The following is a 24036-nucleotide window of genomic DNA, read 5'->3' on the forward strand; positions in this document are numbered from 1 at the left end:
AACTTCCACATGCCAACAAACCTCCGGTGGTCTGATGGACGCCCTGAACTTTCATCGCGGCAACTTTCCCGGCAACGGGAAGATAGAGGTGATGCCCAAGGTTCCCCTCACGGACGGGACCCTCAGCTTGGCCTACACTCCAGGTGTGGCCGAGGTTTCAAGGGCAATAGCCAACGGAGATGACCCGTGCGAGTACACCAACAGGTGCAACACTGTCGCTGTTGTAAGCGACGGAACCCGCGTGTTAGGCCTCGGCGATATAGGCCCCTCGGCGGCACTTCCTGTCATGGAAGGGAAGGCACTCCTCTTCAAGGTTTTCGGTGGAGTGGATGCCTTTCCCCTCGTCCTGGCCGAGAAGAATCCCGAGGGGTTCATCGAGGTCGTCAAGGCGGTTTCCCCCTCCTTCGGAGGGATAAACCTCGAAGACATAGCCTCACCGAAGTGCTTCTACATCCTCGAAAGACTTCGCAACGAGCTGGACATCCCGGTTTTCCACGACGACCAGCAGGGGACCGCGTCGGTCGTCCTGGCCGGTTTGATGAACGCCCTTAAGGTCGTTGGCAAGAGGATGGGGGACATAACCCTCGTGCTTTTTGGCGCGGGGGCGGCTGGCTTCGCAACTCTCAGGATAGCAACCGAAGCAGGCGTGAGGCCTGAGAACGTCAGGGTCGTTGAGCTCGTTGAGGGGAGGCAGAGGGTCCTAACGCCCGACCTTCCGCTTGAGCGGCTCTTCCCCTACAGGGGTGAGCTCCTCTCGAAGACGAACGGCGAGGGCATTGAGGGCGGCCCTGAGGAGGCCGTTAAGGGAGCTGACGTTCTCATTTCATTCACGAAGCCCGGCCCTGGCGTGATAAAGTCCGAATGGATAAGACTCATGGCCGACGACGCGGTGGTCTTCCCGCTGGCCAACCCGGTTCCTGAGATACTCCCCGAGGAGGCGAGGAAGGCCGGAGCGAGGGTCGTTGCCACCGGAAGGAGCGACTACCCCAATCAGGTGAACAACCTCTTGGGCTTTCCAGCGATCTTCCGCGGGGCCCTCGACGTCAGGGCGAGGGCGATAACGGACGGTATGATAATAGCCGCCTCAAAGGCCATGGCCTCGGTGATAGAGCCCAGCGAAGACGAGATAATCCCCTCTCCGTTCCACCAGGACGTCCACCCGAAGGTGGCCAGGGCTGTTGCGGAAGAGGCCCTCAGAGAGGGCGTGGCAAGGGCCAAGATCAGCCCTGAGGAAGTGGAGGGGAAGCTCAGACGGTGGAGGGAGTTCTACCGGGAGAAAATCGCGCCCCTTGGATGGCGGTAGCCATATAAGCCCCGCCGCCGTAGGTGGAACAATACGCGGCGGGGGTATGTCCATGAAGGTCGTAGAACCCATGGTTGCCGTTGAGGCCGTTCCCGATAAAGCCGTCATAGCGGTTTCGGGCTTCAATCTTCTCGTTGCCCCGGAGTACCTGCTCCTCAAGCTTTTCGAGAGATACAAGGAAACCGGACATCCAAAGGGGCTCTTCCTTGAGGTAAACCCGATTCCAACCGCCCCTGACAGGGTTCTCGACAGGATCCTCGGGGAAATCTACCACGAGAAAGACCAGGACTTCCTCTCGGGCATGCTCGTAACCTATCCGGGCTGGTCCCCGTATATCCAGAAGCTAATAGAGGAAAACCGGGTTGAGGGCTACACGTGGTCGATAGGCACCGCCTCGTGGTTCTTCAGGGAGGTCTCACGGGGCATTCCGGGTGTCCTCACGAAAGTTGGGCTTGGAACCTTCCTCGACCCCAGGGAGGACGGGGGCTACCTCAACGAGCTGGCCAGGGAGAAAAAGCGGTGCAGAATCGACGTCGTGACCATCAACGGAGAGGAATACCTGTTCTACCGCGCTCCGAAGCCAAACGTGGCCCTCATCAGAGGGAGCACGGCGGACGAGATTGGAAACATCACCACCGAAAAGGAGGGCGCCTTCACGGAGATACTCAACCTGGCCCAGGCCGCGAAGGCCGAGCCGGGCAAGGGAATCGTCATAGCCCAGGTGGAGAGAATAGCGAGGTATCCTTCCCTCAACCCGCAGGGCGTCAGGGTTCCCGGCCCCCTCGTTGACTACGTGGTGGTTGCACCTCCAGAGTACCACAGACAGAGCGCAAACATAACCTACGATCCCAGAATCTCGGGGGAGGTCATACCGCCGCTGAGCGGGGGCGGGATCATGGAGCTGAGCACCAAGAAGGTCATCGCGAGGAGGATACTGGTCGAGATGCTGGAGCTTGTGAAGAGGCTCAAAAGGCCCGTCCTGGTAAACCTCGGCATAGGCATTCCGGACAGGGTGGCCGGGGTTGCCATGGAGGAGGGCGTGGCCGAGTGGGTGTTTACCACAGTCGAATCCGGCCCCTTCGGCGGGATAGCCCTCGGCGGCCCGGACTTCGGGGCATCCATAGGGCCCTTCGCGATAATCTCCCAGCCTGACCAGTTCGCCAACTACGAGGGGGGCGTGATAGACGCCGCCAGCTTAGGCTTCATGCAGGTGGACGAGAGGGGCAACGTAAACCCCTCCCTTCTTCCCGGCAGGCTCCCGGGCCCAGGCGGATTTCCCGTGATTTCCTACGGCTCACCGAGGATGTTCTTCGCGGGGCACTTCACGGCAGGAAAGAAGGAGCTCCGGGTGAGAAACGGACGCCTGGAGATAGTCAGTGATGGGAATGTCAGGAAGTTCGTAAGGCAGGTTTACAAGGTGGTCTACAACGCCCGCCTCGGACTGGAAAAGGGGCAGGAAGTGGTCTACATCACGGAGAGGGCAGTCTTCAGGCTGACCAGAAAAGGCCTCCGGCTTGAGGAGTACGCCCCGGGGATAGACGTCGAGAGGGACATAATAGGCAACATGGAGTTCGAGCCCCTGATAAGCCCCCGCCTGAGGGAGATGGGCGAAAGGATCTTCCGTGAGGAGCCGATGGGACTTGGAGGGGAGCTTTAGCGGTAGAGTGAGTTTCCATGGACGTCTATCGCAACCAGCAGGGGGAAGTCCTCGACCTCAAGAACCCACACGGCCTCGGGAATCCCCAGCTCCTCCAACCAGAGGACGTCAACGATTTGCTTTACGCTATTCGCCGCGAGAGAACCTGCCCCACCGGTGAAGGCGAAATAGACCGCCCTTCCCTCGAAGGGGGCAACCTCCATGCCGCCCTTACCAATTATCCCCTTAACACCGAGGGAGAGGAGGCCATCAAGATAGGGGTTCATCCTGGCGCTCGTCGTCGGCCCGGCGGATACAATCTCATAGCCCCGGGCGGTTTTCCTCACCACCGGTCCGCAGTGATAAATCACCGCCCCCTCAAGCTCGAAGGGGAGTTCCCCCCTTCCAGCAAGCTCCAGAATCTTCCTGTGGGCAGAATCCCTGGCGGTGTAGATCACCCCCGAGAGGTAAACCACGTCCCCTGCCCTGAGGTTCAAGATGTCCTCCCCGCTCAGAGGGGTCTCCAGCCTCACTGCCACATGTCCACCCTCCCGTCGGGCTTTATCTCCACGAAGGCCCGCCTGTTGGCCCAGCACTGGACGACCAGACCGACCGGAAAGCTCGCGGGGTGTCTGTGGGCGACCTCGATTTTTACGTCGAGCGCGGTTGTATTCCCTCCCATGCCCATCGGCCCTATCCCCAGGGAGTTGACCTCGTCGAGGATTTCCTCTTCGAGCCTGGCTATCCTCCCATCGGGGTTTCTCTCACCCACCTTCCTCAGCAAGGCCCTTTTGGCCAGCTTTAGGGACAAATCAGCACTTCCGCCGACGCCGATACCGAGGATAACCGGGGGACAGGGCTTTCCGCCACAGGCATTGACTCGTTCTACCACGAACCTCTTGACCCCCTCCCAGCCCTCAGCAGGGGTGAACATGGCTAAAGCGGAGCAGTTCTCACTCCCTCCGCCCTTCGGAAGAACCGCTATGGTTATCCTATCTCCCGGGACGAGCTCCCAGTGGATCACAGGAACGCCTTTCCCGGTGTTGTCGCCGGAGTTTTTACCCGTCAGAACGTCAACGGCGTTGGGCCTCAGGGGTATTTCCCCCGTCGCCCTTCTCGTCGCTTCTATGAGCCACCCCCTCACGTCCCCGAGGTAGGGGCTATCGATGCCGGCCTCGACGAAGAAGGTTATCGTTCCTGTATCCTGGCAGACCGGAATTCTGTCCCCAAGCCCCAGGTCTATGGCCTTCAGTATGTTCCCGAGATTAAAACGGGCTATCTCGTCTTCCTCCTCCGCGTAGGCCCTCCTGAGGGCTCTGACCGTGTCTTCAGGAATCCTCGTAACGGCGAGCCTTATGGCATCGACGAGGGCATCAATCAGCAATCGGCACACACCAGTCAAAGGTTCGAAGAGGAGTTAAAAAGTTTGACGTAGGGATTTAAAAGCCACTTCCAGAGCGGGATCGCCTCGATCCTCAACCCGTTGAGCTCAACCTCTCCAGAGTAGTCCCAAGTTACCAGAGTCCCCTCCTTCAATCCAAACAGCTCCATGACCCTGGACAGGCTTTTGACTTCCCTCGGGGCGATCTCATCTCTCTCCGAGGCGTATGTGACTTGAATGAGTTCCGTCTTTTCCTGATCCCTTACAACGAAGTCCACCTCGCCTTTGCTGTCCCGATAGTGGTAGATTTCGATGCCAGGTTTTCTGTAGTGCTTGAGCCTGAGGAGCTCAAGGAAAACGGCGTTCTCCGTTAGTCTGCCAATGTTCTCCGAAACCTTTGGGACAATAGCGTTCACCATGCCGGTATCAACAGCGTAGACCTTCTTATCACTCCTCAGAATCTCTTTTGGCTTAAAGGAAAACTTTGGAAGCTCGAAAATGAGGTATGCCGACTCAAGGTACTCAACGTAGTTCTTAACCGTCTTAACGTTCCCGATTCCAAGGGCGTTTTTAGTCTTGCTGTAAGTGAAGCGGCCGGCAAAGTTCGAGAAGAGGTAAAAGGCAGCCTCCTTCAGCTCACGGACGTTCCTGATGCCGTACCGGACTACCACGTCCCTCGTGATGATGTCGTTGTAGAGGTTCATGAGGTACTCCCTGCCAAAGCGCAGAGCCTCTGGAAAGCCCCCGTGCTGAATGTACTCAAGTAAGGCCCTCTTTATCCTCGCCTCGTCCCTGGTCGTCGTCACCTTGGAATCCAGCCCTTTATACGCCAGGAACTCCCTGAACGAGAAGGGTAGCAGGGTGTAGCTCAGGTACCTGCCGGTTAAGTAGGTCGAGAACTCGCGCGAGAGCAGGCGCGCGTTGCTCCCGGTTACCACGGTTGGGTAACCTTCCCTCAGGGCTGAGACCAGTCTCTCCCACCCCTCAACTTCCTGAACCTCGTCGAGGACGACGTAGTCGAACTCTCCAAAGAGCTCGTATCCCGCCTGGAGGAGCCTTTTGTAGTCACCGATGGAAAAGCCCGCCATCGCTGGGTCTTCAAAGTTCACATAGAGGGCCCTACCTGGAAGAGTTGCTGAGAGCACCGACTTCCCAGAACGTCTCGGCCCGGTTATTATGTGGGCGGTTGGTTTAAAGTTCTCCAGTATTCTCCCCCGCAGTTCTCTCTCTACTATCCTCTCCCTCCCGAGTTTTTCATCTAGAACCTCCCTCTGGTCGGCCAGCACCCTCTTGAGTTCCTCAACGTTCATGGTCTAAACTGGGGCAAACTTCCTATAAAGTTTACCATCATACTGCAACACTTTTCTGTCAAAACATACCACCATACTAGTAAACTTTTCCCGAAAAGTCTACCACCATACAGGCAAGCTAAAGAGAGGAAAAGAAAAGCTCAGCCCCTCAGAATCTCAACTATCTGCTCCGCCACCTGGACGCCGGCCCTCATCTGGGCCTCGACTGTTGAGGCTCCGATGTGGGGAGTCAGAACCACGTTGTCGAGTTTGGTAAGCGGGTGGTCCTTCGGCAGGGGCTCCTCCTCGAAGACGTCGAGGCCGGCTCCGGCTATCCAGCCCTCCTGGAGGGCCTTTACGAGGGCGTTTGTGTCAACGACCGCTCCCCTGGCGGCGTTGATGAGTATGGCGGTGGGCTTCATGAGCTTCAGCCTCTCCTCGTTTATGAGGTGGTAGGTTGCATCGATGAGCGGGACGTGGAGCGTTACGACGTCGCTCTCCCTCAGGAGGGTCTCGAGGTCGACGAACGTTCCACCGACTTCCTTGGCCCTTTCCTCGTTCGGGTAGGGGTCGTAGAGGAGGATGTTCATGCCGAGGGCCCTGGCTATCTTCGCTATCTGGTAGCCTATCCTGCCAAAGCCAACTATTCCGAGGGTCTTACCCTCAAGTTCGATCCCCATGCACTGCTTCTTGGCCCAGGTTCCTTCCCTCATCTTCCTGTCGGCGAAGGCCACCTTCCTGGCGACGTTAAACATCAGGGCAAGGACGAGCTCCGCGACGCTTCTGCTGGAAGCACCGGGGCTGTTGACGACCTTAATCCCCCTCTCTTTTGCTGCCTCAAGGTCTATGTTGTCAAGGCCAACGCCGGCCCTTCCGATGACCTTTAGCTTTGGAGCCGCCTCGATGACCTTTCGGGTCACCTTGGGCTTGCTCCTGACGATTATAGCGTCAACATCCCCGACGAGCTCGATGAGCCTCTCCTCATCGGGGTACTCCTCGTAAAGAACCTCAAAACCGGCGTTCTTCAAAACCTCTATCGCCTTCTCGTGCAGGGGCGCCGCAACGAGAACCTTCATCATGCTCATCACCTCATCCCCTTCTTTTTATAGCCATAAGCATGACCTGATCAGATGCATCCTCCGCCCTGTCGGCTATGTCGCCTATTTTCGTCAGTATCTGGTTCCAGATGAGCTTGGCGTAGGTCGTGACGGTCTCGCTCTCGAAAACCTTACCCTTGACGTCGTACTCGACGTCATCGGCCTTTTCCTCGGCGTCCTCAACGGCCTTCGCCAGCTCTATCGCCCTGTCAACATCGGAGTTAAGGGCGTTGACGGCCTCCTCAAGGAGGGCATAGCTCTCGATCGCCGACTCAACCAGCTCCATGATCTCGTCCTTAAGCTCAACCGGTGCCTTTGGCTTTGCAAGGATCAGCGTGTGCGCCGCGCTCTCTGCCGCATCGGCCACCTGGTCTATGAGCTCGCTCAGCCTCACGTAGTCTCCCCTGTTTGCCGGAAGGAACGCACCCTCGTAGAGCATGGTCTCTATGCTCCTTCTGAGAGTATCTGCCTTGCTCTCCAGCTGGTCGACCTCCCTCTCAAACGCCCTTGCCCTCTCCAGATCACCGTCAAGATAGGCGTTCATAAGCTCCCTGAAAGCGACCAGCGACTCCTTAACGACTTCAAGATGCCTCTCAATCGCCTCAAAGACGTTGCTTTCCTTACCCCCGAATATGGGCATCTTTCCTCCCCCGGAGTAACTTCAAACGGTGGGGTTTATCTACTTTGCCCCTCCTTCGCCTTGATGAGTGCCCAGAGGAGCTCGTTCCTCGGGGCTTCGAGGCCCACACTCCTCGCGTACTCAACGATCTTTCCGTGGATGTAGTCAACCTCCGTCCTCTTTCCCCGCCTTATGTCCTGGAGGGTGGAGTTGTAGTTCTCCCTCGTGCGTTCAATGGTGTCCCACAGGAGCTCCAGGGGATGCATCTCGAACTGGACGCCAAGCTGCTGGGCAACGATGCAGCCCTCGCGGGCTATGTCTATCGATATCGCCTCAAGGTGAGGGTCCTCCTTCAGGAAGCCGTTCTTGACCTCAAGAACCGTTCCCAGGCCGTTGATGACCGAGTTCACTATAGTCTTCGCCCACTTCCAGCCGTCCACGTTTTCCGTGACGTGGGTTTCCAGGCCAGAATCGTTGAAGACCCGCGCCACCCTTCCGACGAAGGGGTCGCTTCCCGCCGGATACCTGCCGATGACCGTGATGCCCTTTCCAGTCCACTTCACGTGCCCCCACTCGACCAGCATCGCCCCGTTCGTGGTTATCCCCCCCATGACGTTGGGAGTGACCTTCAGTGCAAGCTCCTCGTTGCCCAGACCGTTCTGGATGCTCAGTATCCATGTCTCGGGCCCTATGCAGTTGCGCGCACACTCAAGCGCCGTCTTTGTCGAATAGGACTTGGTGGCAAGTATCAAAAGCTCCGGAGGCTCATCGGGCGCGTAGAGGCTCGCTTCCGGATGGACCGTGAACTCCTCAAAGCCCGAAACGTGCAGCCCTTTCTCCTTTATGGCCCTCACCTGCTCCTCCCTACCGATGAGCGTTACGTCGTTGCCGGCCCTTGCAAGCAGGGCCCCAAAGAGCGAGCCTATGCTCCCGGCCCCAAGTACGTAAACCTTCATCCCACCACCGCAAGCGTTTAAAGCCCCATCCTTAAAGCCTTACCGATGATCTCGGTAGTGCTCGTTGAGCCGGAGGGGCCAGCGAACATAGGGATGGTCGCCAGGACGATGAAGAACTTCGGGTTCTCAAAGTTAGTCCTCGTCAATCCAAACATCACCGGGGAGAGCTACAGCTACGCCGTCCACGCGGCGGATGTTCTCGAAGGAGCGCTGGTGGTGGGGAGCTTTGAGGAGGCGCTGGAGCTCTTCGACCTCACCGTTGGAACGACCGGAAAGCCCGGAAAGAGCTACATCCCTGAGAGGGCGCCGCTGATGCCCTGGGAGCTCAGGGAAACCATACGGGGCTACCCAGGAAGGGTCGGCCTGTTCTTCGGCAGGGAGAGCATCGGCCTGAAAAACGAGGAGCTGGAGAGGCTCGACTTTACCGTGACCATTCCAACCGGCGAGGCGTATCCCGTCATGAACCTCGCCCAGGCGGTTGCGGTTATCCTCTACGAGCTGGCAAAGGAGAGGCCGGAGGCAAAAGCCCGCTCCCTTGAGCCCGCCACGAGGAGGGAGAAGGAGGAGCTGGTAAATGCCTGGGAGAGGCTCCTCGACGCACTGGACTATCCCAAAGACCCTGAGAGAAGGGAGGTTTTCGCAAGGGTGTTCCGGCGCTTCGTTGGGAGGTCTCTTCTTTACGGGAGGGAGGTCCACACCCTCATTGGGCCCCTGAGGAGGGCCGTGATGAAGCTGGAGGAATGCGGGGATGCTGAGCGTTGACAGCTTTGAGATAGCCGGAAGAGAGGTTTGGATAGGGGTCTTCTTCGACGAGAGAATCCAGGGGATAACGTTTTCCCTGGATAGCGGGCAGTTTGATGACAACGTAAAACGCCTCGCGGGTTTTCTGGAAAGGCGGGGCGTTATCGTTGACGCGGCGAGGAGGGAGAGCGAATATCCGTCGCTGGTGCGGGAGGTGATCACCGGAGGGCTTGAGAACGAGGAGCTCCTTTCGATGCTGTCCTTCAAGGGTGTTACACCCTTTGAGAGACGGGTTTACGAATGGCTCACGAAAAACGTTAAAAGAGGGAGCGTTATAACCTACGGTAGCCTTGCTGAGGCTCTCAAGACCTCACCAAGGGCCATCGGTGGTACCATGAGGAGAAACCCGTATCCGATAGTCGTCCCCTGTCACAGGGTAGTTGCCCACGATGGCATCGGTTACTACACTCCGAGACTTGAGGAAAAGGTGTTCCTGCTCGAAATTGAGGGGGTGAAAGAATGGACAGGCTCAAGGCGTACCTGATAGGATTTTTGGCGGTTCTTATAGCAGTAGCAGCGGGTATAGTCTGGTACGGCGGCTGGAAGCTGCTGCTCCAGGTTGTTCTCACTCTCGGCTTCCTTGGAGTCACGCTCATGCTTCTCTTCTTCACTGGACTGACGTTCTACGCGGAGAGCTGGAAGTACGGGACAGTACTGGCAGTCTTCACCGCCATAAGCGGCTACGGCCTCTACCTGAGCGCCACGTGGCAGAAGCTGAACGTCGTTGCTGGTATAATAGTCTTCTTCATCGCGATAGTCGCCTTCGGCATCTGGTATATCAGCGAACCTGACTTAAGCCTGGCCGACCGCTTCCGCTCGGCGGAGAAGCTCGAAAGGATGGGCAAGTACAAGGCGGCGGCCAGAAAGTACGAGAAGGCAGGCAACTACCTGAAGGCCGCTGAGATGTACGAGAAGCTCGGGTGGATGGAGAGCGCGGCATGGGCCTATGAGAAGGCAGAGAAGTACGAGAGGGCGGCAGAAATCTATGAGGGACTCTACGAGAAGGAGAAGGACACCTACTACCTCAAGGAGGCCCACGAGTACTGGAAGAAGGCCGGCAACATGGAGAGGGCCGCAAAGGCCCTTGAGCGCTACGCGGAAGAGGAGCCCTGGTTCTGGGAGGACGTTGCCAAGCTCTACGAGGAGCTGGACAACGGGGAAAAGGCCAGAGAGGCGTGGGAGAAGGCACTGGAGTACTACACCAAGGAGGCCCAGGAAGAGGGCGTATTCTGGGAGGATGTCGGGAACATAGCGAGGAAGCTCGGGATGGAGGAGCTCGCCAGAGAAGCGTACCAGAAGTTCCTTGAGTACTGCCTGAAGGAGGCCGAGGAAGACCCGATGTGGTGGAAGCACGTCGCCGAGGCGTACGACTATCTGGGTGAGAGGGAGAAGGCAGAAGAGGCAAGGAAGAAGTACGAGGAGTACCGGCAGAAGATCATCAAGGCCAACGAGGAGACCTCGAAGTTCCCGGGAGAGGGGGGGCAGTCCAACTAGTACAGCTTTCCAGTTCCCTCCAGCTCCTCAAGTTCCCTCTCGATTTCCTCCTTCTTCTCCGCGTACTTCTCCATCCAGTCGAAGAAGAACCAGAGCACTAGGAGTAGGAGGGCCACACCCAGAAAACCAAACACAATTTGGAAATCAGTGGGGACCGCGTGGGGGATGTAGGACATGCTCCCACCGAGGGGAACTTCGCGGAGTTCCTAAAAAACTTTGCCAACCTTTTTAAAATCCGGGTGGAACTCTCCTCAGGTGGTAGCGATGATGGGAATGAACCCCAGGCAGATGAGGAAGCTCATGCGCCAGATGGGCATCAAGATGGAGGAACTTGAGGGCGTTAAGGAAGTGATAATTAGGCTCGAAAACAAGGAGATAATCATAAGGGAACCTGCGGTTACGGTTATCACCGCACAGGGCGAGAAGAGCTACCAGATAATCGGGCCCGAGGAGGTCAGGACCGTGGTGAGCATCCCTGAGGAGGACATAAGGCTCGTTATGGAGCAGACTGGCGTTGACTACGACACGGCAAAGAAGGCCCTGGAAGAAGCCAAGGGAGACCTGGCAGAGGCGATACTCAAGCTCACAGAAGGGTGAATAAGGAAAAGATTACTCTCTCCCATGCTCTTTTCTGAAGGCCTCTATAGCCTTCGTGAGTGGAATCAGGTGCATCAAAGCGGGGCCACCGGCCATGAGCACTGCAACGAGGCCAGCTTCCATGAGCTCTTCAGGCTTCGCTCCGGCCTCAAGGGCCTTCTGAGTGTGGAGGGTAATGCACCACTCACAGCCCTGGGCTATGCCAAGGGCGACAGCTATAAGCTCCTTCTCCCTCGTCGTTAGAGCTTTCGTTTCAATGACCTCTTTCAGGAACCTCGAGAAGGCCGCCATCTCCTTGGGGTGTTGCCTGCCGAGCTTCTGAAGGAGCTCGTTTATTTCCATAAGTTTAACGTTAACATCGTCGTAGTCCACGGGAACCACCGTGAATAACTCGCATTTTAGGTTTAAAGGCGTATCCCCAACTGCAGGTTGGAAACTATGCCAAAAGGATATAAAGGCCACCGTGTAGGCGGTGATGATGAGGGCGATAGGCGTCATAAGGAAATCGCGGCGGGAGAGGATAAGCCGCGAGGAGTTTGAGGAGCTCCTGAGGAGTGCCGGCTACGAGGTAGTGGCCATTCTGGAGCAGAACAGGGAGGAGCATCCCAAGTACAACATCGGAAAGGGCAAGCTGGAGGAGCTGAAGGAGCTCGTGCGGGAGCTCGAACCGGACAAGGTTGTGTTTGCCAACAAGCTAACCCCGAGCCAGGCATACAACCTCTGGAAGGAGTTGAGGGTTGAAATCATCGATAAGTGGCAGCTCGTCCTTGAGATATTCGAGAGAAGGGCGCACTCCAAGGAGGCCAAGCTTCAGGTTGAACTTGCATCTCTCCAGTACGAGGTTCCTCTCGTGAAGGAGGCCATAAGGAGGATAAAGCTCGGCGACAGGGCCGGTTTCAAGGGCATGGGTGAGTACCAGACCCAGCAGTACCTCAAGCACATCAGGTACAGGATGGGCAGGATCAGAAGGGAGCTGGAGAAGGTCAAGGCCGACCGGGCTGTAAAGAGGAAGCGCCGCGAGGAGGTCGGGTTCATACTCCTGGCGCTGGCGGGCTACACGAACGCCGGCAAGTCAACGCTCCTCAACACCCTCGCAAAGGAGAACATAGAGGCGAAAAACCAGATGTTCACAACCCTGGACACCACCACCAGGCGCTTCAAGCTCTCAGGGAAGAGGGTTCTCCTGACGGACACGGTCGGCTTCATAGACGGACTCCCGCCCTTCATAGTCGAGGCCTTCCACTCGACGCTTGAGGAGATCGTGAAGGCGGACATAATACTCCTCGTCCTCGACGTCAGCGAGCCCTGGAGCGAGATAAGGAGGAAATTGCTGGCATCCCTTAACGTCCTCAGGGAGCTGAAGACCCTCGACAGGCCCATGATAGTCGTGCTCAACAAGATGGACCTGACTACAGAGGAGGACGTGAGAGATAAGGCAAGGAAGATAGGAGAGATAATCGAGGAGCGCGGTGTAAACGTCTCCCGCGTGGTGGCCATATCCGCAAAGCTCGGTCAGCTGGATGAGCTTTACAGCGCCCTCGAAGAGGTCATACTAACACTGCCCAAGTACGGTGCCTTCGAGATAACCGTGGGCGAACCTGAAAAGGTGCCTCAGGTTATGGCGCTGATAAACGCCATCGGCGAGGTTCTGGACGTTGAGTACGGGGAAGAGACCAGGATAAACGCATACATCCAGATGGGGATGATAAAGGAGCTGACGAGGCTCGGGGTAGGGATAAAGAGACTTCCGGTTAAAAACGAGTAAGAAAGGTTTTTCAGGAAAACATGAGATAGCAATTCGGGGAAGGGACGTGGAGCTCAAGACCACAGTCAGTGTGCCTGCCCTCGCCGCGTTCTTGACCCCTCTCCTGCCAGGCCCCAGGCACTCTGCCCTAAACGTCAAGGTCGATGGTGACGCTGTCTATGTTAGAATCCTCGACGAGGTTAAGGCCTGCCGGATAATCTCGCCCTGAGGTGGTGGCATGAAAGGGCCCCTCATCCTCGTCCTTATCCTTCTCCTCATTTTGGCCGGCACTGGCACAGTTCCCGACAGGGAAAGCTCCCGCACCAGCGGAGGGGATTCGACGCCACGTGGAGAAGAGACTCCCCCATGTTCCAATCCTGTGGGCATTTCCATTGAGACCACCGGAGGTGCCGAGTACCTCACCCACTTCACACTCAGCGGTGGAAATAAAACGGTTAACCTGACTCTTGAGGGGCCGATGGGGAAGTACATGCGCACTCCAGATGGGGTGCTGGTTTACACGTTCTACCCCGGGGAGTCAAGGGGAGGTGAGGGGGCGTTTCTGGACTGTAATCTGAGCGTCCTGTGGAAGCGGAGGCTTCCAGCCCTCCCCCGGGGCTACCAAAACGGCAGCATCGTCCTCGTGCTCTCGGACGAGTACGAGCCAGGGGGATGTGTCTACCTCCTGAACCCCCCGAACGGGGAAGAGAAGTCCCGATTCTGCCCCGACGAATACAAGTTCTACATCACGGACGTTAGGGTTATCGGGAATGAGCTATACGTAGCAGGGGCGAGCCTGTTCAGTGGGGATGCGTTCATCTACGCCGTGAGGGGGAGGGAGACGAGAAAAGTCTTCGTGGCGAGCGCCGGGGAGCATTTGCTCGGAGTTAGAGTGCACCTCATCGTGGGCGATGAGAAGATAAAAGTAATTTACAGCCTCTCCGGATGGACCGGGAACGCGGATGTCTACGGTCACTGTATTTTCTGGAGAAAGAGCCTGATAAAAGTTGAATGCGAAGAACACGGGGACTAATGCTACACAAGCCCGGCCAGCGCAAACGCCTTGAAGATGGCCAGCGAAATCACTATAGCGGTAAGCGGCGTCGCCACCCAGCCGAAGATTATGTCCCGTATAACGGACCTCTCAACCCCCTCCCCGGCCAGTATTCCAACGCCGACGACGCCCCCAACTATGGACTGGCTAGAACTCACTGGAAGACCCATAAGGTTGGCAAGGCTCACCGCTATCGCCGAGCCGAACTGGGCCGCGAAGGCAGAGATCGGTCCCAGGGCCGTTATCTTCTTTCCGACGGTGTGCATCACGGCGTAGCTGAAGGTGAGTGCTCCCATCGAGAGGGCTATTGCCCCAAAGATGCCCGCGACCTTCGGCTCCATAAAACCTGCGCCCACCAGGGGGCCCGAGGCGTTGGCAACCTCGTTCGTCCCGAAGTTGAAGGCCATATAGGAGCCCCCGAGAATGGCGAGGGCCTTGTATAGGGCTTCAATCGTCGAGACGCTTTTGATTCTAGAGATAACCCACGAATAAAATCTGAAGAGCAACATCGCCAGGATTCCGGAGAGTATCGGGGAGATCACCCAGGCGGCGGCTATTTTGACGAGCGTGTACCAGTTCACGGGGGCGTGGGTGGCGAGTCCGACCCCTATAACTCCCCCGACTATTGCCTGGGTGGTGGAAACTGGAAGCCCCCTAACAGTCGCTATCGTCACCCAAACGCCCGCAGCCAAGAGCGCTATAACCGCCATCTCCATCGTGAGGTAGCCCTCGGGGACTATGCCCTTCCCCACGGTCTTCATGACTTTGTAACCCCTCAGGTAGGCCCCCATCAGAACAAATACCGCTATCGTGAGGGTGGCCTGGCGGAAGCTGAGTATCCCCGCGCCGACGGCCGTGCCCATGGCGTTGGCCGAATCGTTAGAACCTATGTTCCATGCAATGTAGAACGCCACCGCTATCGCCGCCACCGCCAGGCCGTCCATGGAGACCACCTATATAGTCTATATATTCCCCATTGAGGAGGGAAGTTAAAAAAATTTTGCCAAAAGGGGGCGAACTTTTTTCGAGAAATGATGCCCCAATTAAGCCATTGACGACTGACAACGTTCATGCATACCCAAAGACAGCTGCCGAAGGGCGGTTAAGCCAATACCGAAACTTAAATAAATGCATTGGATGAATAAAGTTTGACAAACTTAAGGAGGCAGGAATGATGATAGAGATCCGTTTTCACGGTAGAGGTGGACAGGGCGCAGTTACTGCCGCCAACATACTAGCCTCAGCTGCTTTCCTTGAGGGCAAGTACGTCCAGGCGTTCCCGTTCTTCGGCGTTGAGAGGCGTGGAGCGCCGGTCACGGCATTCACCAGGATCGACGAGAAGCCGATAAGGATAAAGACCCAGATCTACGAGCCCGATATCGTCGTTGTTCTTGACCCGAGCCTTCTTGACACCGTTGACGTTACCGCGGGTCTCAAGGATGACGGGATAGTCATCGTCAACACCGAGAAGAGCAAGGACGAGGTTCTTGCCAAGCTCAAGAAGAAGCCGGCCAAGCTGGCCCTGGTGGACGCGACGACCATAGCCCTCGACGTTCTTGGCCTGCCCATCACCAACACCGCAATCCTCGGCGCCGTTGCCAAGGCCACCGGTGTCGTTACGCTGGAGCACGTCCAGAAGGCCATCCAGGACGTCTTCTCAGGGGCACTTGGCGAGAAGAACGCCAAGGCCGCAGAGGAAGCTTTCAACAAGACCGTCCTCTACGAGCTCTGATTCTCTTTCCTTCATAATCCTTCAAAGGGGTGAAAAGCGTGAACACGTTGTTTGGTGAAAAGAAAGAAGGGGCAACCAAAATCGTCCTCAAATCCGTGGACGAGTATCCGGAAGCCCCCGTAACGTTGGGTACGACCCTCTCCAACTTCACCGGCGACTGGAGGACCTTCATACCGGTCATTGACGACAGCAAGTGCGTCAAGTGCTACATCTGCTGGAAGTTCTGCCCGGAGCCGGCCATATTCATCCGCGAGGACGGCTACGTTGGTGTGGACTACGACTACTGTAAGGGCTGCGGCATCTGTGCGAACGAGTGCCCGACCAAGGCAATAACAATGGAGAAGGAGGAGAAGTGAGATGGCGGAGTACAAACCAATTAGGAAGGTTGTGAGCGGCAACTACGCCGCCGCATACGCCGTCAAGCACGCCCGCGTCCAGGTCGTCGCGGCCTATCCGATCACTCCCCAGACGAGCATCATCGAGAAGATAGCCGAGTTCATAGCCAACGGTGAAGTCGAGAACCTTGAGTACGTCCCCGTTGAGAGCGAGCACTCCGCTATGGCCGCCTGTATAGGCGCGAGCGCGGCCGGAGCGAGGACCTTCACCGCCACCTCCGCCCAGGGTCTGGCTCTGATGCACGAGATGCTCCACTGGGCCAGCGGCGCAAGGCTTCCTGTTGTGATGGTTGACGTTAACCGTGCCATGGCTCCCCCGTGGAGCGTCTGGGACGACCAGACCGACAGCCTCGCCCAGAGGGACACCGGCTGGATGCAGTTCTACGCCGAGAACAACCAGGAGGTCTACGACGGCGTGCTGATGGCGTTCAAGATAGCCGAGACCGTCAACCTTCCGGCGATGGTTGTCGAGAGCGCGTTCATACTGAGCCACACCTACGACGTAGTTGAGATGATTCCACAGGAGCTCGTTGACGAGTTCCTCCCGCCGAGGGAGCCGCTCTACAACCTCACGGACTTCGAGAAGCCCTTCTCAATAGGCGCCCTCGGAACCCCAGCGGATTACTACGAGTTCCGCTACAAGATACAGAGGGCCATGGAGGAGGCCAAGGATGCCATCCACGAGGTCGGTAAGGAGTTCGGTGAGCGCTTTGGAAGGGACTACAGCCAGATGATCGAGCTGTACAGGACGGAGGATGCCGACTTCATCTTCATGGGTATGGGTTCACTCATGGGAACAGTCAAGCAGGCCGTTGACGTTCTCCGCGAGGAGGGCTACAGGGTTGGAGCTGCTAAGGTGCGCTGGTTCAGGCCCTTCCCGAAGGAGGAGCTCTACGAGCTCGCCAAGAACGTTGAGGGCATTGCCGTTCTCGACAGGAACTACTCCTTCGGTATGGAGGGCATACTCTTCACCGAGGCCAAGGGAGCGCTCTACAACACCAAGGCAAAGCCGCTCATGAAGAACTACATCGTCGGTCTTGGAGGAAGGGACTTCACCGTCAGCGACGTCAGGAAGATAGCCGAGAACATGAAGGCCATCATCGAGAAGGGAGAGCTTGATGTAGAGGTGGACTGGTACCACCTTAAGAGGTGAGAACGATGGAGATTCCCGAGAACGTTAAAAAGAGGTTGAGCATCCCCGCCGAGGAGCACTTTTACGCCGGTCACACGGCCTGTCAGGGCTGTGCCGCTTCCCTCGGACTTCGCTACGTCCTTAAGGCTTACGGAAGGAAGACCATCTTCGCCATCCCGGCCTGCTGTTCCACCATCATCGCCGGCCCATGGCCCTACACCGCCCTCGAGGCGAACCTCTTCCACACCGCCTTCGAGACCACCGGCGCCGTCATAGGCGGTATCGAGGCGGCCCTCAAGGCGAGGGGCTTTAAGGTCAAGGGCGAGGACGGGATAATGGTAGTCGGCTGGGCCGGTGACGGTGGTACCGCGGACATAGGCCTTCAGGCACTGTCGGGCTTCCTTGAGAGGGGCCACGACGCGGTCTACATCATGTACGACAACGAGGCCTACATGAACACCGGAATACAGAGGAGCTCCTCGACCCCCTACGGAGCCTGGACGACCAACACCCCCGGTGGAAAGAAGCACTTCCTTGAGAGGAGGCAGAAGAAGAAGGTCATCGACATCGTCATAGCCCACAACGTTCCCTACGCCGCGACCGCCAGCGTTGCCTACCCAGAGGACTTCATGAGGAAGCTCAAGAAGGCTCAGAAGACGCCGGGACCGAGCTTCATACAGCTCTTTGCCCCGTGCCCGACCGGCTGGCGCTCACCGACCGACAAGAGCATCGAACTTGCAAGGCTCGCCGTCCAGACCGCCTACTTCCCGCTCTTCGAGTACGAGAACGGCAGGTACAAGATCAACATGCCGTCGACCAAGAAGGAGCCCAAGCCCATCGAGGAGTTCCTCAAGTACCAGGGCAGGTTCAAGTACATGACCAGGGAGGACATTGAGGTGCTCCAGCAGTGGGTTCTCCACGAATGGGAGAAGCTCAAGAAGCTCGCCGAGGTCTTCGGCTGAGCTTTCCATCTTTAATCCCTCGCAAGGTTTAAGTTCCAATCTGATAATTCACCCGAGGTGATACGCATGGCCGAGAGTCCGTTTAAGGCCGAGATTGAGAGGGTTCAGAAGGAGTATAGCGAAAAGATGACCCCCGGGGCCATAGCCGTAATTCCGGGGAGCAGCGTCGTGAACAAGACGGGTTCCTGGCGTGTTTTCATGCCGGAGTTCAACAGGGACAAGTGCGTTAGGTGCTACCTCTGCTACATCTACTGCCCGGAGCCGGCTATCTACCTCGATGAGGAGAACTACCCGGTTTTCGACTACGACTACTGTAAGGGCTGCGGCATCTGTGCAAACGAGTGCCCCGTTGAGGCTATCGTGATGGTTAGGGAGAGCAAGTGAGGTGGTGAAAGATGCCGATTAGGAAGGTTATGAAGGCTAACGAAGCCGCCGCCTGGGCGGCCAAGCTGGCCAAGCCTAAGGTCATAGCGGCGTTCCCAATTACACCGTCAACCCTGGTTCCCGAGAAGATCAGTGAGTTCGTCGCCGACGGTGAACTTGACGCGGAGTTCATAAAGGTCGAGAGCGAGCACTCCGCCATCTCAGCCTGTGTCGGTGCCTCAGCGGCAGGAGTCAGAACCTTCACCGCGACCGCTTCCCAGGGTCTTGCCCTTATGCACGAGATACTCTTCATCGCCGCAGGAATGAGACTCCCGATAGTTATAGCGGTTGGAAACCGCTCACTCAGCGCCCCGATCAACATCTGGAACGACTGGCAGGACACCATCAGCGAGCGCGACACCGGCTGGATGCAGTTCTACGCCGAAAACAACCAGGAGGCACTCGACCTCATACTGATAGCCTTCAAGGTCGCCGAGGACGAGAGGGTTCTTCTCCCGGCCATGGTCGGCTTCGACGCGTTCATCCTCACCCACACGGTCGAGCCGGTCGAGATACCCGACCAGGAGCTCGTCGACGAGTTCCTCGGAGAGTACGTTCCGAAGCACGCCTACCTCGACCCGAGCAGGCCGATCACACAGGGTACCCTCGCCTTCCCGGCCCACTACATGGAGGCTCGCTACACCGTCTGGGAGGCCAACGAGAACGCCAAGAAGGTCATCGACGAGGTCTTCGCCGAGTTCGAGAAGAAGTTCGGTAGAAAGTACCAGAAGATAGAGGAGTACCGCACCGAGGACGCGGAGATAATCTTCGTCACCATGGGTTCGCTCGCCGGAACCGTCAAGGAGTACGTTGACATGCTCCGCGAGAAGGGCGTCAAGGTTGGAGTCGCCAAGCTCACAGTCTACAGGCCGTTCCCGACCGAGGAGGTCAGGGAGCTTGCCAAGAAGGCGAAGGTTCTCGCCCTCCTTGAGAAGAACATCACATTCAGCGTCGGCGGAGCCCTCTTCCAGGACTTCAGCAGGGCCCTCGTGAACGTTGAGGACAAGCCCAAGATCGTTGACTTCATCCTCGGCCTTGGAGGAAGGGACGTCACCTTCAAGGACCTCGACGAGGTTCTCAGCATATCCAAGAAGGCCCTTGCCGGAGAGGAGTTTGAAGAAGTCAACTGGATAGGACTGAGGAAGGAGATACTGTGAGGTGAGGAAGATGGCCGTTAGAAAGCCCCCGATTACCACTCGCGAGTACTGGGCACCCGGTCACGCCGCCTGTGCCGGTTGCGGCTGTGCCGCTGCCCTCAGGCTTGCCACCAAGGCCTTTAGCGAGGCCATGGAGGAGAAGTACGGTGATCCAAACGCCTTCGCCATAGCCCAGGCCACCGGATGTATGGAGGTCGTTTCAGCCGTCTTCCCGTACACCGCCTGGAAGGCCCCGTGGGTTCACGTGGCTTTTGAGAACGCGGCAGCCGCTGCAAGCGGTGTCGAGGCCGCCTGGAAGAAGCTCGGAAGGAAAGGCAAGATACTGGCAATAGGCGGTGACGGCGGTACCGCAGACATCGGTATGCAGGCCCTGAGCGGTATGCTGGAGCGCTGGCACAACGTGGTTTACCTCATGTACGACAACGAGGCCTACATGAACACCGGAATACAGAGGAGCTCCTCGACCCCCTACGGAGCCTGGACTACGACTTCTCCGCCCGGAAAGTACTCCATCGGTGAGGACAAGCCCAAGAAGTGGGTCGCCCTCATCGCGGCGGCACACCAGATACCCTATGTCGCCACCGCCAGCGTGGCCAACCCCTACGACTACATCAGGAAGATGAAGAAGGCCGCCAAGATCGACGGTCCGGCGTTCATCCAGGTCCAGTGTACCTGTGTTCCGGGCTGGCGCGCCCCGCCGGAGAAGAGCATTGAAATAACAAGACTCGCCATCGAGACCGGTGTCTGGCCGCTCTTCGAGATAGAGAACGGCGACTTCCACAACATCAAGATACAGGCTCCCGGAGGAGGGGCAAAGGTCAAGCGCGAGGGAGGCCGCGTTGTAGCCATCGAGTTCAAGAAGCCCATCGAGGAGTACCTCAAGCTCCAGGGCAGGTTCAAGCACCTCTTCAAGCAGCCAGAGGCAATTGACCAGCTCCGCGAGCAGATCAAGGCGATGTGGAAGGTTCTCGGCGTTGAAGTCACCCTCCCGAAGCCGGAGGAGTGATTTCTTCCCCTTTCTCTTGTGCTTTCTTTTGAAAATTTTTACACAGATTTGTCCAGGAGTGCCATATTTTGAGGCAAAGCTTTTAAGCACTTAGGCCAACCTAACCCAGAGGTGGTTGAAAATGACGATAAAGACTCCCCCAACACTCAACATAGCCGGACTCGGCGCTGATCCGCTCACACAGAGGATAAACGAGAAACAGGAGAAGTGGAAGTACAAGATAGCCGTCCTGAGCGGCAAGGGAGGCGTCGGAAAGAGCACCGTCGCCGTCAATCTGGCAACGGCGCTGGCGAAGAAGGGCTACTTTGTCGGGATACTCGACGCCGACATACACGGCCCGAACGTCGCCAAGATGCTGGGAGTCGATAAGGAGGAAGTGCTCGCGGAGAAGCTCGAAGACGGAAGGTTCGAGATGATACCGCCGATGAACGACTTCCTCGGACAGACAACGCCCATAAAGGTCATGAGCATGGGCTTTTTGGTTCCGGAAGACCAGCCGATAATCTGGCGCGGCTCTCTCGTTACAAAGGCGATAAAACAGCTCCTCGGCGACGTAAAGTGGGGCGAACTTGACTTCATGATAATCGACTTCCCGCCCGGAACCGGCGACCAGATACTCACCGTCACCCAGACGGTAAAGCTCGACGCGGCTATAATAGTCACCACCCCCCAGGAGGTCGCTCTGCTTGACACAGGAAAGGCAGTAAACATGATGAAGAAGATGGAAGTCCCCTACATCGCCGTTGTGGAGAACATGAGCTACCTCATCTGTCCGCACTGCGGCAGCGAGATAGACCTCTTCGGCAAGGGAGGGGGCAAAAAGCTCGCCGAGAAGGAGGGTGTTGACTTCCTGGGCGAGATACCGATAGACCTCAAGGCCAGGGAAGCGAGCGATGCCGGGATCCCGATAGTCCTCTACGAGGACACCGTGGCGGCGAAGGCCTTCATGGAGATAGTGGAGAAGCTTGTCACGAAGCTCGAAGGGATGAAGGGCGAAGAGAGCTCCGAAGAGGAATGAACCTTTTAAATCTTCCCCAATATTTTAAACGGGCGCGGCTCAGGCCGGCAAGTGCCGAAGCGATGGGGCCGCGCTGGGCCGGGCTACATTAACTTTTTAACCACTTCTCTCTATCTCATCGGGAGGGAGAGCATGAAACGGGCCCTCGTTCTAATCGCGTTCATCCTCATCGCCGCCCTTCCACTAGTTTCCGCCGAAGTGTTAAGCTATTATCCCAGTCAGAGTGCGTTTCAGGCGTTTCTCGACTCAAACTCATCGTACACGGTCGTTGCCGGCGACGAAAGCTGGGCAAAGGGCTGGGCGTATTACATCGATGAGAGGCTCCACACGATAAAGCCACACGGCAATGATACCGTTGTTCTCGTCGGCAACGTCCGCAACAACCTCATAATGGCGAAGGTGTGGAATCAAACAGGCCTTCCCGAAAACGCCTCCCTTCTCCCCTCTATCATCGTCCTCAATGGCACGGTTCTCATAACCGGCTCCGAGGACAACATCTATATGACGGAAAGGGCCTTCGGAGAGCTCTGGAATCCACCAAGGAACTCGGGGGTGGCGTTTTCTTCCATCTCCATCCTGATATTCATAATCTTCCTCATCTGCCTGAGCCGTGATAACAGCCACGCCGGGAGCTTTTATCTCCTCGCCTCTTCCCTCTTCGGCCTCTGGTACCTCACCGCCAAAAGACCCGTCCTGACCGAGGGGTTCCTGCGCCATCTCCTGCAGGGACTGAAGTTCGCCGCGGGGGGCTCGCCAAACTCACCGCTGAGCGCGGTAATGGGGGCCATGTTCAGGGTTATACCCCCGATAGAGGAGAACATAGTGTTCATCCACTGGATCCTCATTCTGCTCATAGTCTCCTTCTCGTTCTACCTCGCCCCCAAGCGGGCTCGTGAGCTCGGCTTTATGATATTTGGACTCATCTTTGTTTCTCCAATGTTCAGGGAGAACCTGTACCTCATCAACGGCAGCGCCCTCGGCCTGGCCGCCCTGACAATAACCCTCGCAATAATAAGCAACGTGACGTTCTCCCCGGAGAGGTGGAAGGCACTGCTCCAGACTTTTGTCCTCTCGATCTTCACGCTCCTGGCGATAGCAACAAACCCGTATCTGGTTCTCATCCCAATAATCTTCGTCCTGACGTTCCCGAAGAGACACCTCCGGAACTATGCATACCTGATGATAACCGGCATCGGAGTCTTCCTGATGTACACGCAGTTCGGCCTGCCCCCGGGAATACCCAGGAGCATAGACCCCAACGGATGGAGGTACCTCGAAAGGTTCCTCTTTAACAGCTCCCTTGCACTAACCGCAATGGCCTATGCGGCCGTAAAGGGCAGGAGAAGAATAAAGATGAAAGGACAGACGGCTTTTCTGTCACTGATGACGGTGGTGTATCTGCCGATAGCCCTCTTCGTGCCCCCGATGTTCCCGTACTGCTTCATCCTGCTGGCGGCACTCACCATCAGGCTGATCTACGGCTTCACTCCCGGAACTTGATCGCACCGATGAGGGTTCCCGGAAGGTGTGGGCCGATCTCCTTTATTATCCCCGGCGCTTGAGTGCCCTTTTTGAGTATGAGGAGGGTCTCCATAAGGCCCAGCTCTTCTATGCGCCTCACATCCCTTCCGTGGCCAGTGCGGATTAGCGCCTTCTCCACGTTCTCGCTTACCGTTCCAGTGATGAATAGCTTGTCGTAGCCGTCGCTTATCCAGCCCTTTATGCGCCTCAGCTGGGCGTCGCTGAAGACCAGCTCGACCTCTCTGGCACCGAATTCAACATCGGTCACAACGACCTCAACGGGAAGGTTGTCCACCCAGCCGAAGTCCCGTATCATCTGCCTAACCGGGACGTCACCGAAGGTCTCCTTCAGGTAGTAGAGGGGTAGCAGGGCGTCCTTCGGCCTGGGGGTGAATATTCCGATGTCCACGTAGGCACCGTAGCCGACCTTACCCAGGTCAACGAACCTGCCCCGATAGGTTTCCCCCTCCTTAACGGCGCTCAGCCTGTAGGGGACTTCCCCAAACTCCTCACGGACGAGGTTCGCACTTATCTCCTCGTCCTCACCGCTCAGGGAAACCCTGACCCAGTTCTTTTTCACCGCCGAGAGCTTCCATTCAACTTCCAGGTCTCCAAGGAGGGCTTTCAGCTTCCTATCAAGCTTGAGAAAACCACTCCTGTCCCCGTAAACCTTCTCAAGAATAACTACTTCCTGCATACTCACCATCCCCGAAGTTCAT

General features: G+C 57.2%; 28 protein-coding genes. 18 read left to right on the top strand and 10 right to left on the bottom strand.

All coding sequences use genetic code 11. The features are described 5' to 3' along the window. The first annotated feature begins 34 nt into the window (after positions 1–34). Both ACZ5M3_RS06550 and ACZ5M3_RS06555 read left to right on the top strand, forming a co-directional pair. Positions 35–1303: an NAD(P)-dependent malic enzyme gene (locus ACZ5M3_RS06550; RefSeq protein WP_464838901.1), complete on the top strand. Its 1269-nt coding sequence runs from the start codon at positions 35–37 to the stop codon at positions 1301–1303. Positions 1304–1355: 52 nt separating this feature from the next. Next, positions 1356–2960 (top strand): acyl CoA:acetate/3-ketoacid CoA transferase, encoded by a 1605-nt coding sequence (locus ACZ5M3_RS06555; RefSeq protein ID WP_464838902.1) that lies wholly within the window; start codon positions 1356–1358, stop codon positions 2958–2960. Here the strand turns inward: ACZ5M3_RS06555 and ACZ5M3_RS06560 are convergent. The 6 genes from ACZ5M3_RS06560 to ACZ5M3_RS06585 form a co-directional block, all read right to left on the bottom strand. Next, positions 2957–3478 carry a FumA C-terminus/TtdB family hydratase beta subunit gene (locus ACZ5M3_RS06560; RefSeq protein ID WP_464838903.1) on the bottom strand — a complete coding sequence of 174 codons (522 nt, stop codon included), beginning with the start codon at positions 3476–3478 and terminating at the stop codon, positions 2957–2959. The genes ACZ5M3_RS06555 and ACZ5M3_RS06560 overlap by 4 nt on opposite strands. Then, a complete protein-coding gene (locus ACZ5M3_RS06565) occupies positions 3469–4323 on the bottom strand; it encodes a fumarate hydratase (RefSeq protein ID WP_464840788.1) in 855 nt (284 codons plus the stop codon). The genes ACZ5M3_RS06560 and ACZ5M3_RS06565 overlap by 10 nt, the downstream gene beginning before the upstream one ends. 14 nt (positions 4324–4337) lie before the next feature. After that, a complete protein-coding gene (locus tag ACZ5M3_RS06570) occupies positions 4338–5630 on the bottom strand; it encodes an ATP-binding protein (protein WP_464838904.1) in 1293 nt (430 codons plus the stop codon). Positions 5631–5770: 140 nt separating this feature from the next. Beyond that, complete coding sequence (locus ACZ5M3_RS06575; RefSeq protein ID WP_464840789.1) at positions 5771–6685, bottom strand: hydroxyacid dehydrogenase; 915 nt, start codon at positions 6683–6685, stop codon at positions 5771–5773. A 13-nt stretch (positions 6686–6698) separates the two neighbouring features. Beyond that, complete coding sequence (locus ACZ5M3_RS06580; RefSeq protein WP_464838905.1) at positions 6699–7346, bottom strand: TIGR00153 family protein; 648 nt, start codon at positions 7344–7346, stop codon at positions 6699–6701. A gap of 35 nt (positions 7347–7381) precedes the next feature. Beyond that, positions 7382–8281, bottom strand: coding sequence for a 2-dehydropantoate 2-reductase (locus ACZ5M3_RS06585; RefSeq protein WP_464838906.1), 900 nt, complete (start codon positions 8279–8281; stop codon positions 7382–7384). A 45-nt stretch (positions 8282–8326) separates the two neighbouring features. On the opposite strand from ACZ5M3_RS06585, the gene ACZ5M3_RS06590 reads away from it, so the two are divergent. The 3 genes from ACZ5M3_RS06590 to ACZ5M3_RS06600 are packed head-to-tail and all read left to right on the top strand — an operon-like array spanning position 8327 to position 10576. Next, positions 8327–9043, top strand: coding sequence for an RNA methyltransferase (locus ACZ5M3_RS06590; protein WP_464838907.1), 717 nt, complete (start codon positions 8327–8329; stop codon positions 9041–9043). Continuing rightward, on the top strand, positions 9030–9566 hold the full coding sequence (otg, locus tag ACZ5M3_RS06595) for a methylated-DNA--protein-cysteine methyltransferase (protein ID WP_464838908.1): 537 nt from the start codon (positions 9030–9032) through the stop codon (positions 9564–9566). The genes ACZ5M3_RS06590 and otg overlap by 14 nt, the downstream gene beginning before the upstream one ends. Continuing rightward, the gene (locus tag ACZ5M3_RS06600; protein ID WP_464838909.1) at positions 9542–10576 is read left to right on the top strand and encodes a tetratricopeptide repeat protein; all 1035 of its coding nucleotides are present in this window, start codon (positions 9542–9544) and stop codon (positions 10574–10576) included. Before otg ends, ACZ5M3_RS06600 begins: the two co-directional genes overlap by 25 nt. Here the strand turns inward: ACZ5M3_RS06600 and ACZ5M3_RS06605 are convergent. Next, positions 10573–10752 (bottom strand): hypothetical protein, encoded by a 180-nt coding sequence (locus tag ACZ5M3_RS06605; protein WP_464838910.1) that lies wholly within the window; start codon positions 10750–10752, stop codon positions 10573–10575. The genes ACZ5M3_RS06600 and ACZ5M3_RS06605 overlap by 4 nt on opposite strands. An 88-nt stretch (positions 10753–10840) precedes the next feature. On the opposite strand from ACZ5M3_RS06605, the gene ACZ5M3_RS06610 reads away from it, so the two are divergent. Next, complete coding sequence (locus ACZ5M3_RS06610) at positions 10841–11173, top strand: nascent polypeptide-associated complex protein (protein ID WP_464840790.1); 333 nt, start codon at positions 10841–10843, stop codon at positions 11171–11173. A 12-nt stretch (positions 11174–11185) separates the two neighbouring features. On the opposite strand, the gene ACZ5M3_RS06615 is transcribed toward ACZ5M3_RS06610, so the two are convergent. Further along, positions 11186–11554 carry a carboxymuconolactone decarboxylase family protein gene (locus ACZ5M3_RS06615; protein ID WP_464838911.1) on the bottom strand — a complete coding sequence of 123 codons (369 nt, stop codon included), beginning with the start codon at positions 11552–11554 and terminating at the stop codon, positions 11186–11188. Positions 11555–11651: 97 nt separating this feature from the next. Between ACZ5M3_RS06615 and hflX the strand changes: the two genes are divergently transcribed. The 3 genes from hflX to ACZ5M3_RS06630 are packed head-to-tail and all read left to right on the top strand — an operon-like array spanning position 11652 to position 13950. Continuing rightward, positions 11652–12938 (top strand): GTPase HflX, encoded by a 1287-nt coding sequence (gene hflX / locus ACZ5M3_RS06620; RefSeq protein ID WP_464838912.1) that lies wholly within the window; start codon positions 11652–11654, stop codon positions 12936–12938. Positions 12939–12984: 46 nt separating this feature from the next. After that, positions 12985–13146, top strand: a complete 162-nt coding sequence (locus tag ACZ5M3_RS06625) for a hypothetical protein (protein ID WP_464838913.1) — start codon at positions 12985–12987, stop codon at positions 13144–13146. A gap of 9 nt (positions 13147–13155) precedes the next feature. Next, positions 13156–13950: a hypothetical protein gene (locus ACZ5M3_RS06630; protein ID WP_464838914.1), complete on the top strand. Its 795-nt coding sequence runs from the start codon at positions 13156–13158 to the stop codon at positions 13948–13950. A 2-nt stretch (positions 13951–13952) separates the two neighbouring features. Here ACZ5M3_RS06630 and ACZ5M3_RS06635 read toward each other — a convergent pair whose 3' ends face one another. Continuing rightward, on the bottom strand, positions 13953–14915 hold the full coding sequence (locus ACZ5M3_RS06635) for an anion permease (protein WP_464838915.1): 963 nt from the start codon (positions 14913–14915) through the stop codon (positions 13953–13955). 230 nt (positions 14916–15145) lie between these two features. Here ACZ5M3_RS06635 and ACZ5M3_RS06640 point away from each other — a divergent pair, with 230 nt between their 5' ends. From ACZ5M3_RS06640 to ACZ5M3_RS06680, 9 genes are all read left to right on the top strand, one after another. Continuing rightward, positions 15146–15703 (top strand): pyruvate/ketoisovalerate ferredoxin oxidoreductase subunit gamma, encoded by a 558-nt coding sequence (locus tag ACZ5M3_RS06640; protein ID WP_464840791.1) that lies wholly within the window; start codon positions 15146–15148, stop codon positions 15701–15703. Between the two features lie 38 nt (positions 15704–15741). Further along, entirely contained in the window at positions 15742–16059 is a 318-nt protein-coding gene (locus ACZ5M3_RS06645) for a 3-methyl-2-oxobutanoate dehydrogenase subunit delta (RefSeq protein ID WP_464838916.1), read from the top strand. A 1-nt stretch (position 16060) separates the two neighbouring features. Continuing rightward, positions 16061–17251, top strand: a complete 1191-nt coding sequence (porA, locus tag ACZ5M3_RS06650; RefSeq protein ID WP_464838917.1) for a pyruvate ferredoxin oxidoreductase — start codon at positions 16061–16063, stop codon at positions 17249–17251. 5 nt (positions 17252–17256) lie between these two features. Then, the gene (locus ACZ5M3_RS06655; RefSeq protein WP_464838918.1) at positions 17257–18192 is read left to right on the top strand and encodes a 3-methyl-2-oxobutanoate dehydrogenase subunit beta; all 936 of its coding nucleotides are present in this window, start codon (positions 17257–17259) and stop codon (positions 18190–18192) included. Positions 18193–18258: 66 nt separating this feature from the next. Then, entirely contained in the window at positions 18259–18576 is a 318-nt protein-coding gene (gene porD, locus ACZ5M3_RS06660) for a pyruvate synthase subunit PorD (protein WP_297092940.1), read from the top strand. Between the two features lie 11 nt (positions 18577–18587). Continuing rightward, complete coding sequence (gene porA, locus ACZ5M3_RS06665) at positions 18588–19772, top strand: pyruvate synthase subunit PorA (protein ID WP_464838919.1); 1185 nt, start codon at positions 18588–18590, stop codon at positions 19770–19772. Between the two features lie 10 nt (positions 19773–19782). Then, a complete protein-coding gene (gene porB, locus ACZ5M3_RS06670; RefSeq protein ID WP_464838920.1) occupies positions 19783–20778 on the top strand; it encodes a pyruvate synthase subunit PorB in 996 nt (331 codons plus the stop codon). A gap of 121 nt (positions 20779–20899) precedes the next feature. Then, a complete protein-coding gene (locus ACZ5M3_RS06675; protein ID WP_464838921.1) occupies positions 20900–21796 on the top strand; it encodes an Mrp/NBP35 family ATP-binding protein in 897 nt (298 codons plus the stop codon). 51 nt (positions 21797–21847) lie between these two features. Further along, on the top strand, positions 21848–23296 hold the full coding sequence (locus ACZ5M3_RS06680) for a hypothetical protein (protein WP_464838922.1): 1449 nt from the start codon (positions 21848–21850) through the stop codon (positions 23294–23296). Here the strand turns inward: ACZ5M3_RS06680 and ACZ5M3_RS06685 are convergent. Next, complete coding sequence (locus ACZ5M3_RS06685; protein WP_464838923.1) at positions 23280–24014, bottom strand: DUF2110 family protein; 735 nt, start codon at positions 24012–24014, stop codon at positions 23280–23282. The two genes, ACZ5M3_RS06680 and ACZ5M3_RS06685, sit on opposite strands and share 17 nt — an antisense overlap. Positions 24015–24036: the final 22 nt, after the last annotated feature.

The sequence above is a fragment of the Thermococcus coalescens genome (assembly GCF_055392585.1).

Coding starts and splice junctions, on each gene's coding strand:
- ACZ5M3_RS06550 (WP_464838901.1), top strand. CDS start 35: ATGGACGCCCTGAACTTTCATCGCGGCAACTTTCCCGGCAACGGGAAG.
- ACZ5M3_RS06555 (WP_464838902.1), top strand. CDS start 1,356: ATGAAGGTCGTAGAACCCATGGTTGCCGTTGAGGCCGTTCCCGATAAA.
- ACZ5M3_RS06570 (WP_464838904.1), bottom strand. CDS start 5,630: ATGAACGTTGAGGAACTCAAGAGGGTGCTGGCCGACCAGAGGGAGGTT.
- ACZ5M3_RS06575 (WP_464840789.1), bottom strand. CDS start 6,685: ATGAAGGTTCTCGTTGCGGCGCCCCTGCACGAGAAGGCGATAGAGGTT.
- ACZ5M3_RS06580 (WP_464838905.1), bottom strand. CDS start 7,346: ATGCCCATATTCGGGGGTAAGGAAAGCAACGTCTTTGAGGCGATTGAG.
- ACZ5M3_RS06585 (WP_464838906.1), bottom strand. CDS start 8,281: ATGAAGGTTTACGTACTTGGGGCCGGGAGCATAGGCTCGCTCTTTGGG.
- ACZ5M3_RS06590 (WP_464838907.1), top strand. CDS start 8,327: ATGATCTCGGTAGTGCTCGTTGAGCCGGAGGGGCCAGCGAACATAGGG.
- otg (WP_464838908.1), top strand. CDS start 9,030: ATGCTGAGCGTTGACAGCTTTGAGATAGCCGGAAGAGAGGTTTGGATA.
- ACZ5M3_RS06600 (WP_464838909.1), top strand. CDS start 9,542: ATGGACAGGCTCAAGGCGTACCTGATAGGATTTTTGGCGGTTCTTATA.
- ACZ5M3_RS06605 (WP_464838910.1), bottom strand. CDS start 10,752: ATGTCCTACATCCCCCACGCGGTCCCCACTGATTTCCAAATTGTGTTT.
- ACZ5M3_RS06610 (WP_464840790.1), top strand. CDS start 10,841: ATGATGGGAATGAACCCCAGGCAGATGAGGAAGCTCATGCGCCAGATG.
- hflX (WP_464838912.1), top strand. CDS start 11,652: ATGAGGGCGATAGGCGTCATAAGGAAATCGCGGCGGGAGAGGATAAGC.
- ACZ5M3_RS06630 (WP_464838914.1), top strand. CDS start 13,156: ATGAAAGGGCCCCTCATCCTCGTCCTTATCCTTCTCCTCATTTTGGCC.
- ACZ5M3_RS06635 (WP_464838915.1), bottom strand. CDS start 14,915: ATGGACGGCCTGGCGGTGGCGGCGATAGCGGTGGCGTTCTACATTGCA.
- ACZ5M3_RS06640 (WP_464840791.1), top strand. CDS start 15,146: ATGATAGAGATCCGTTTTCACGGTAGAGGTGGACAGGGCGCAGTTACT.
- porA (WP_464838917.1), top strand. CDS start 16,061: ATGGCGGAGTACAAACCAATTAGGAAGGTTGTGAGCGGCAACTACGCC.
- ACZ5M3_RS06655 (WP_464838918.1), top strand. CDS start 17,257: ATGGAGATTCCCGAGAACGTTAAAAAGAGGTTGAGCATCCCCGCCGAG.
- porD (WP_297092940.1), top strand. CDS start 18,259: ATGGCCGAGAGTCCGTTTAAGGCCGAGATTGAGAGGGTTCAGAAGGAG.
- porA (WP_464838919.1), top strand. CDS start 18,588: ATGCCGATTAGGAAGGTTATGAAGGCTAACGAAGCCGCCGCCTGGGCG.
- porB (WP_464838920.1), top strand. CDS start 19,783: ATGGCCGTTAGAAAGCCCCCGATTACCACTCGCGAGTACTGGGCACCC.
- ACZ5M3_RS06675 (WP_464838921.1), top strand. CDS start 20,900: ATGACGATAAAGACTCCCCCAACACTCAACATAGCCGGACTCGGCGCT.
- ACZ5M3_RS06685 (WP_464838923.1), bottom strand. CDS start 24,014: ATGCAGGAAGTAGTTATTCTTGAGAAGGTTTACGGGGACAGGAGTGGT.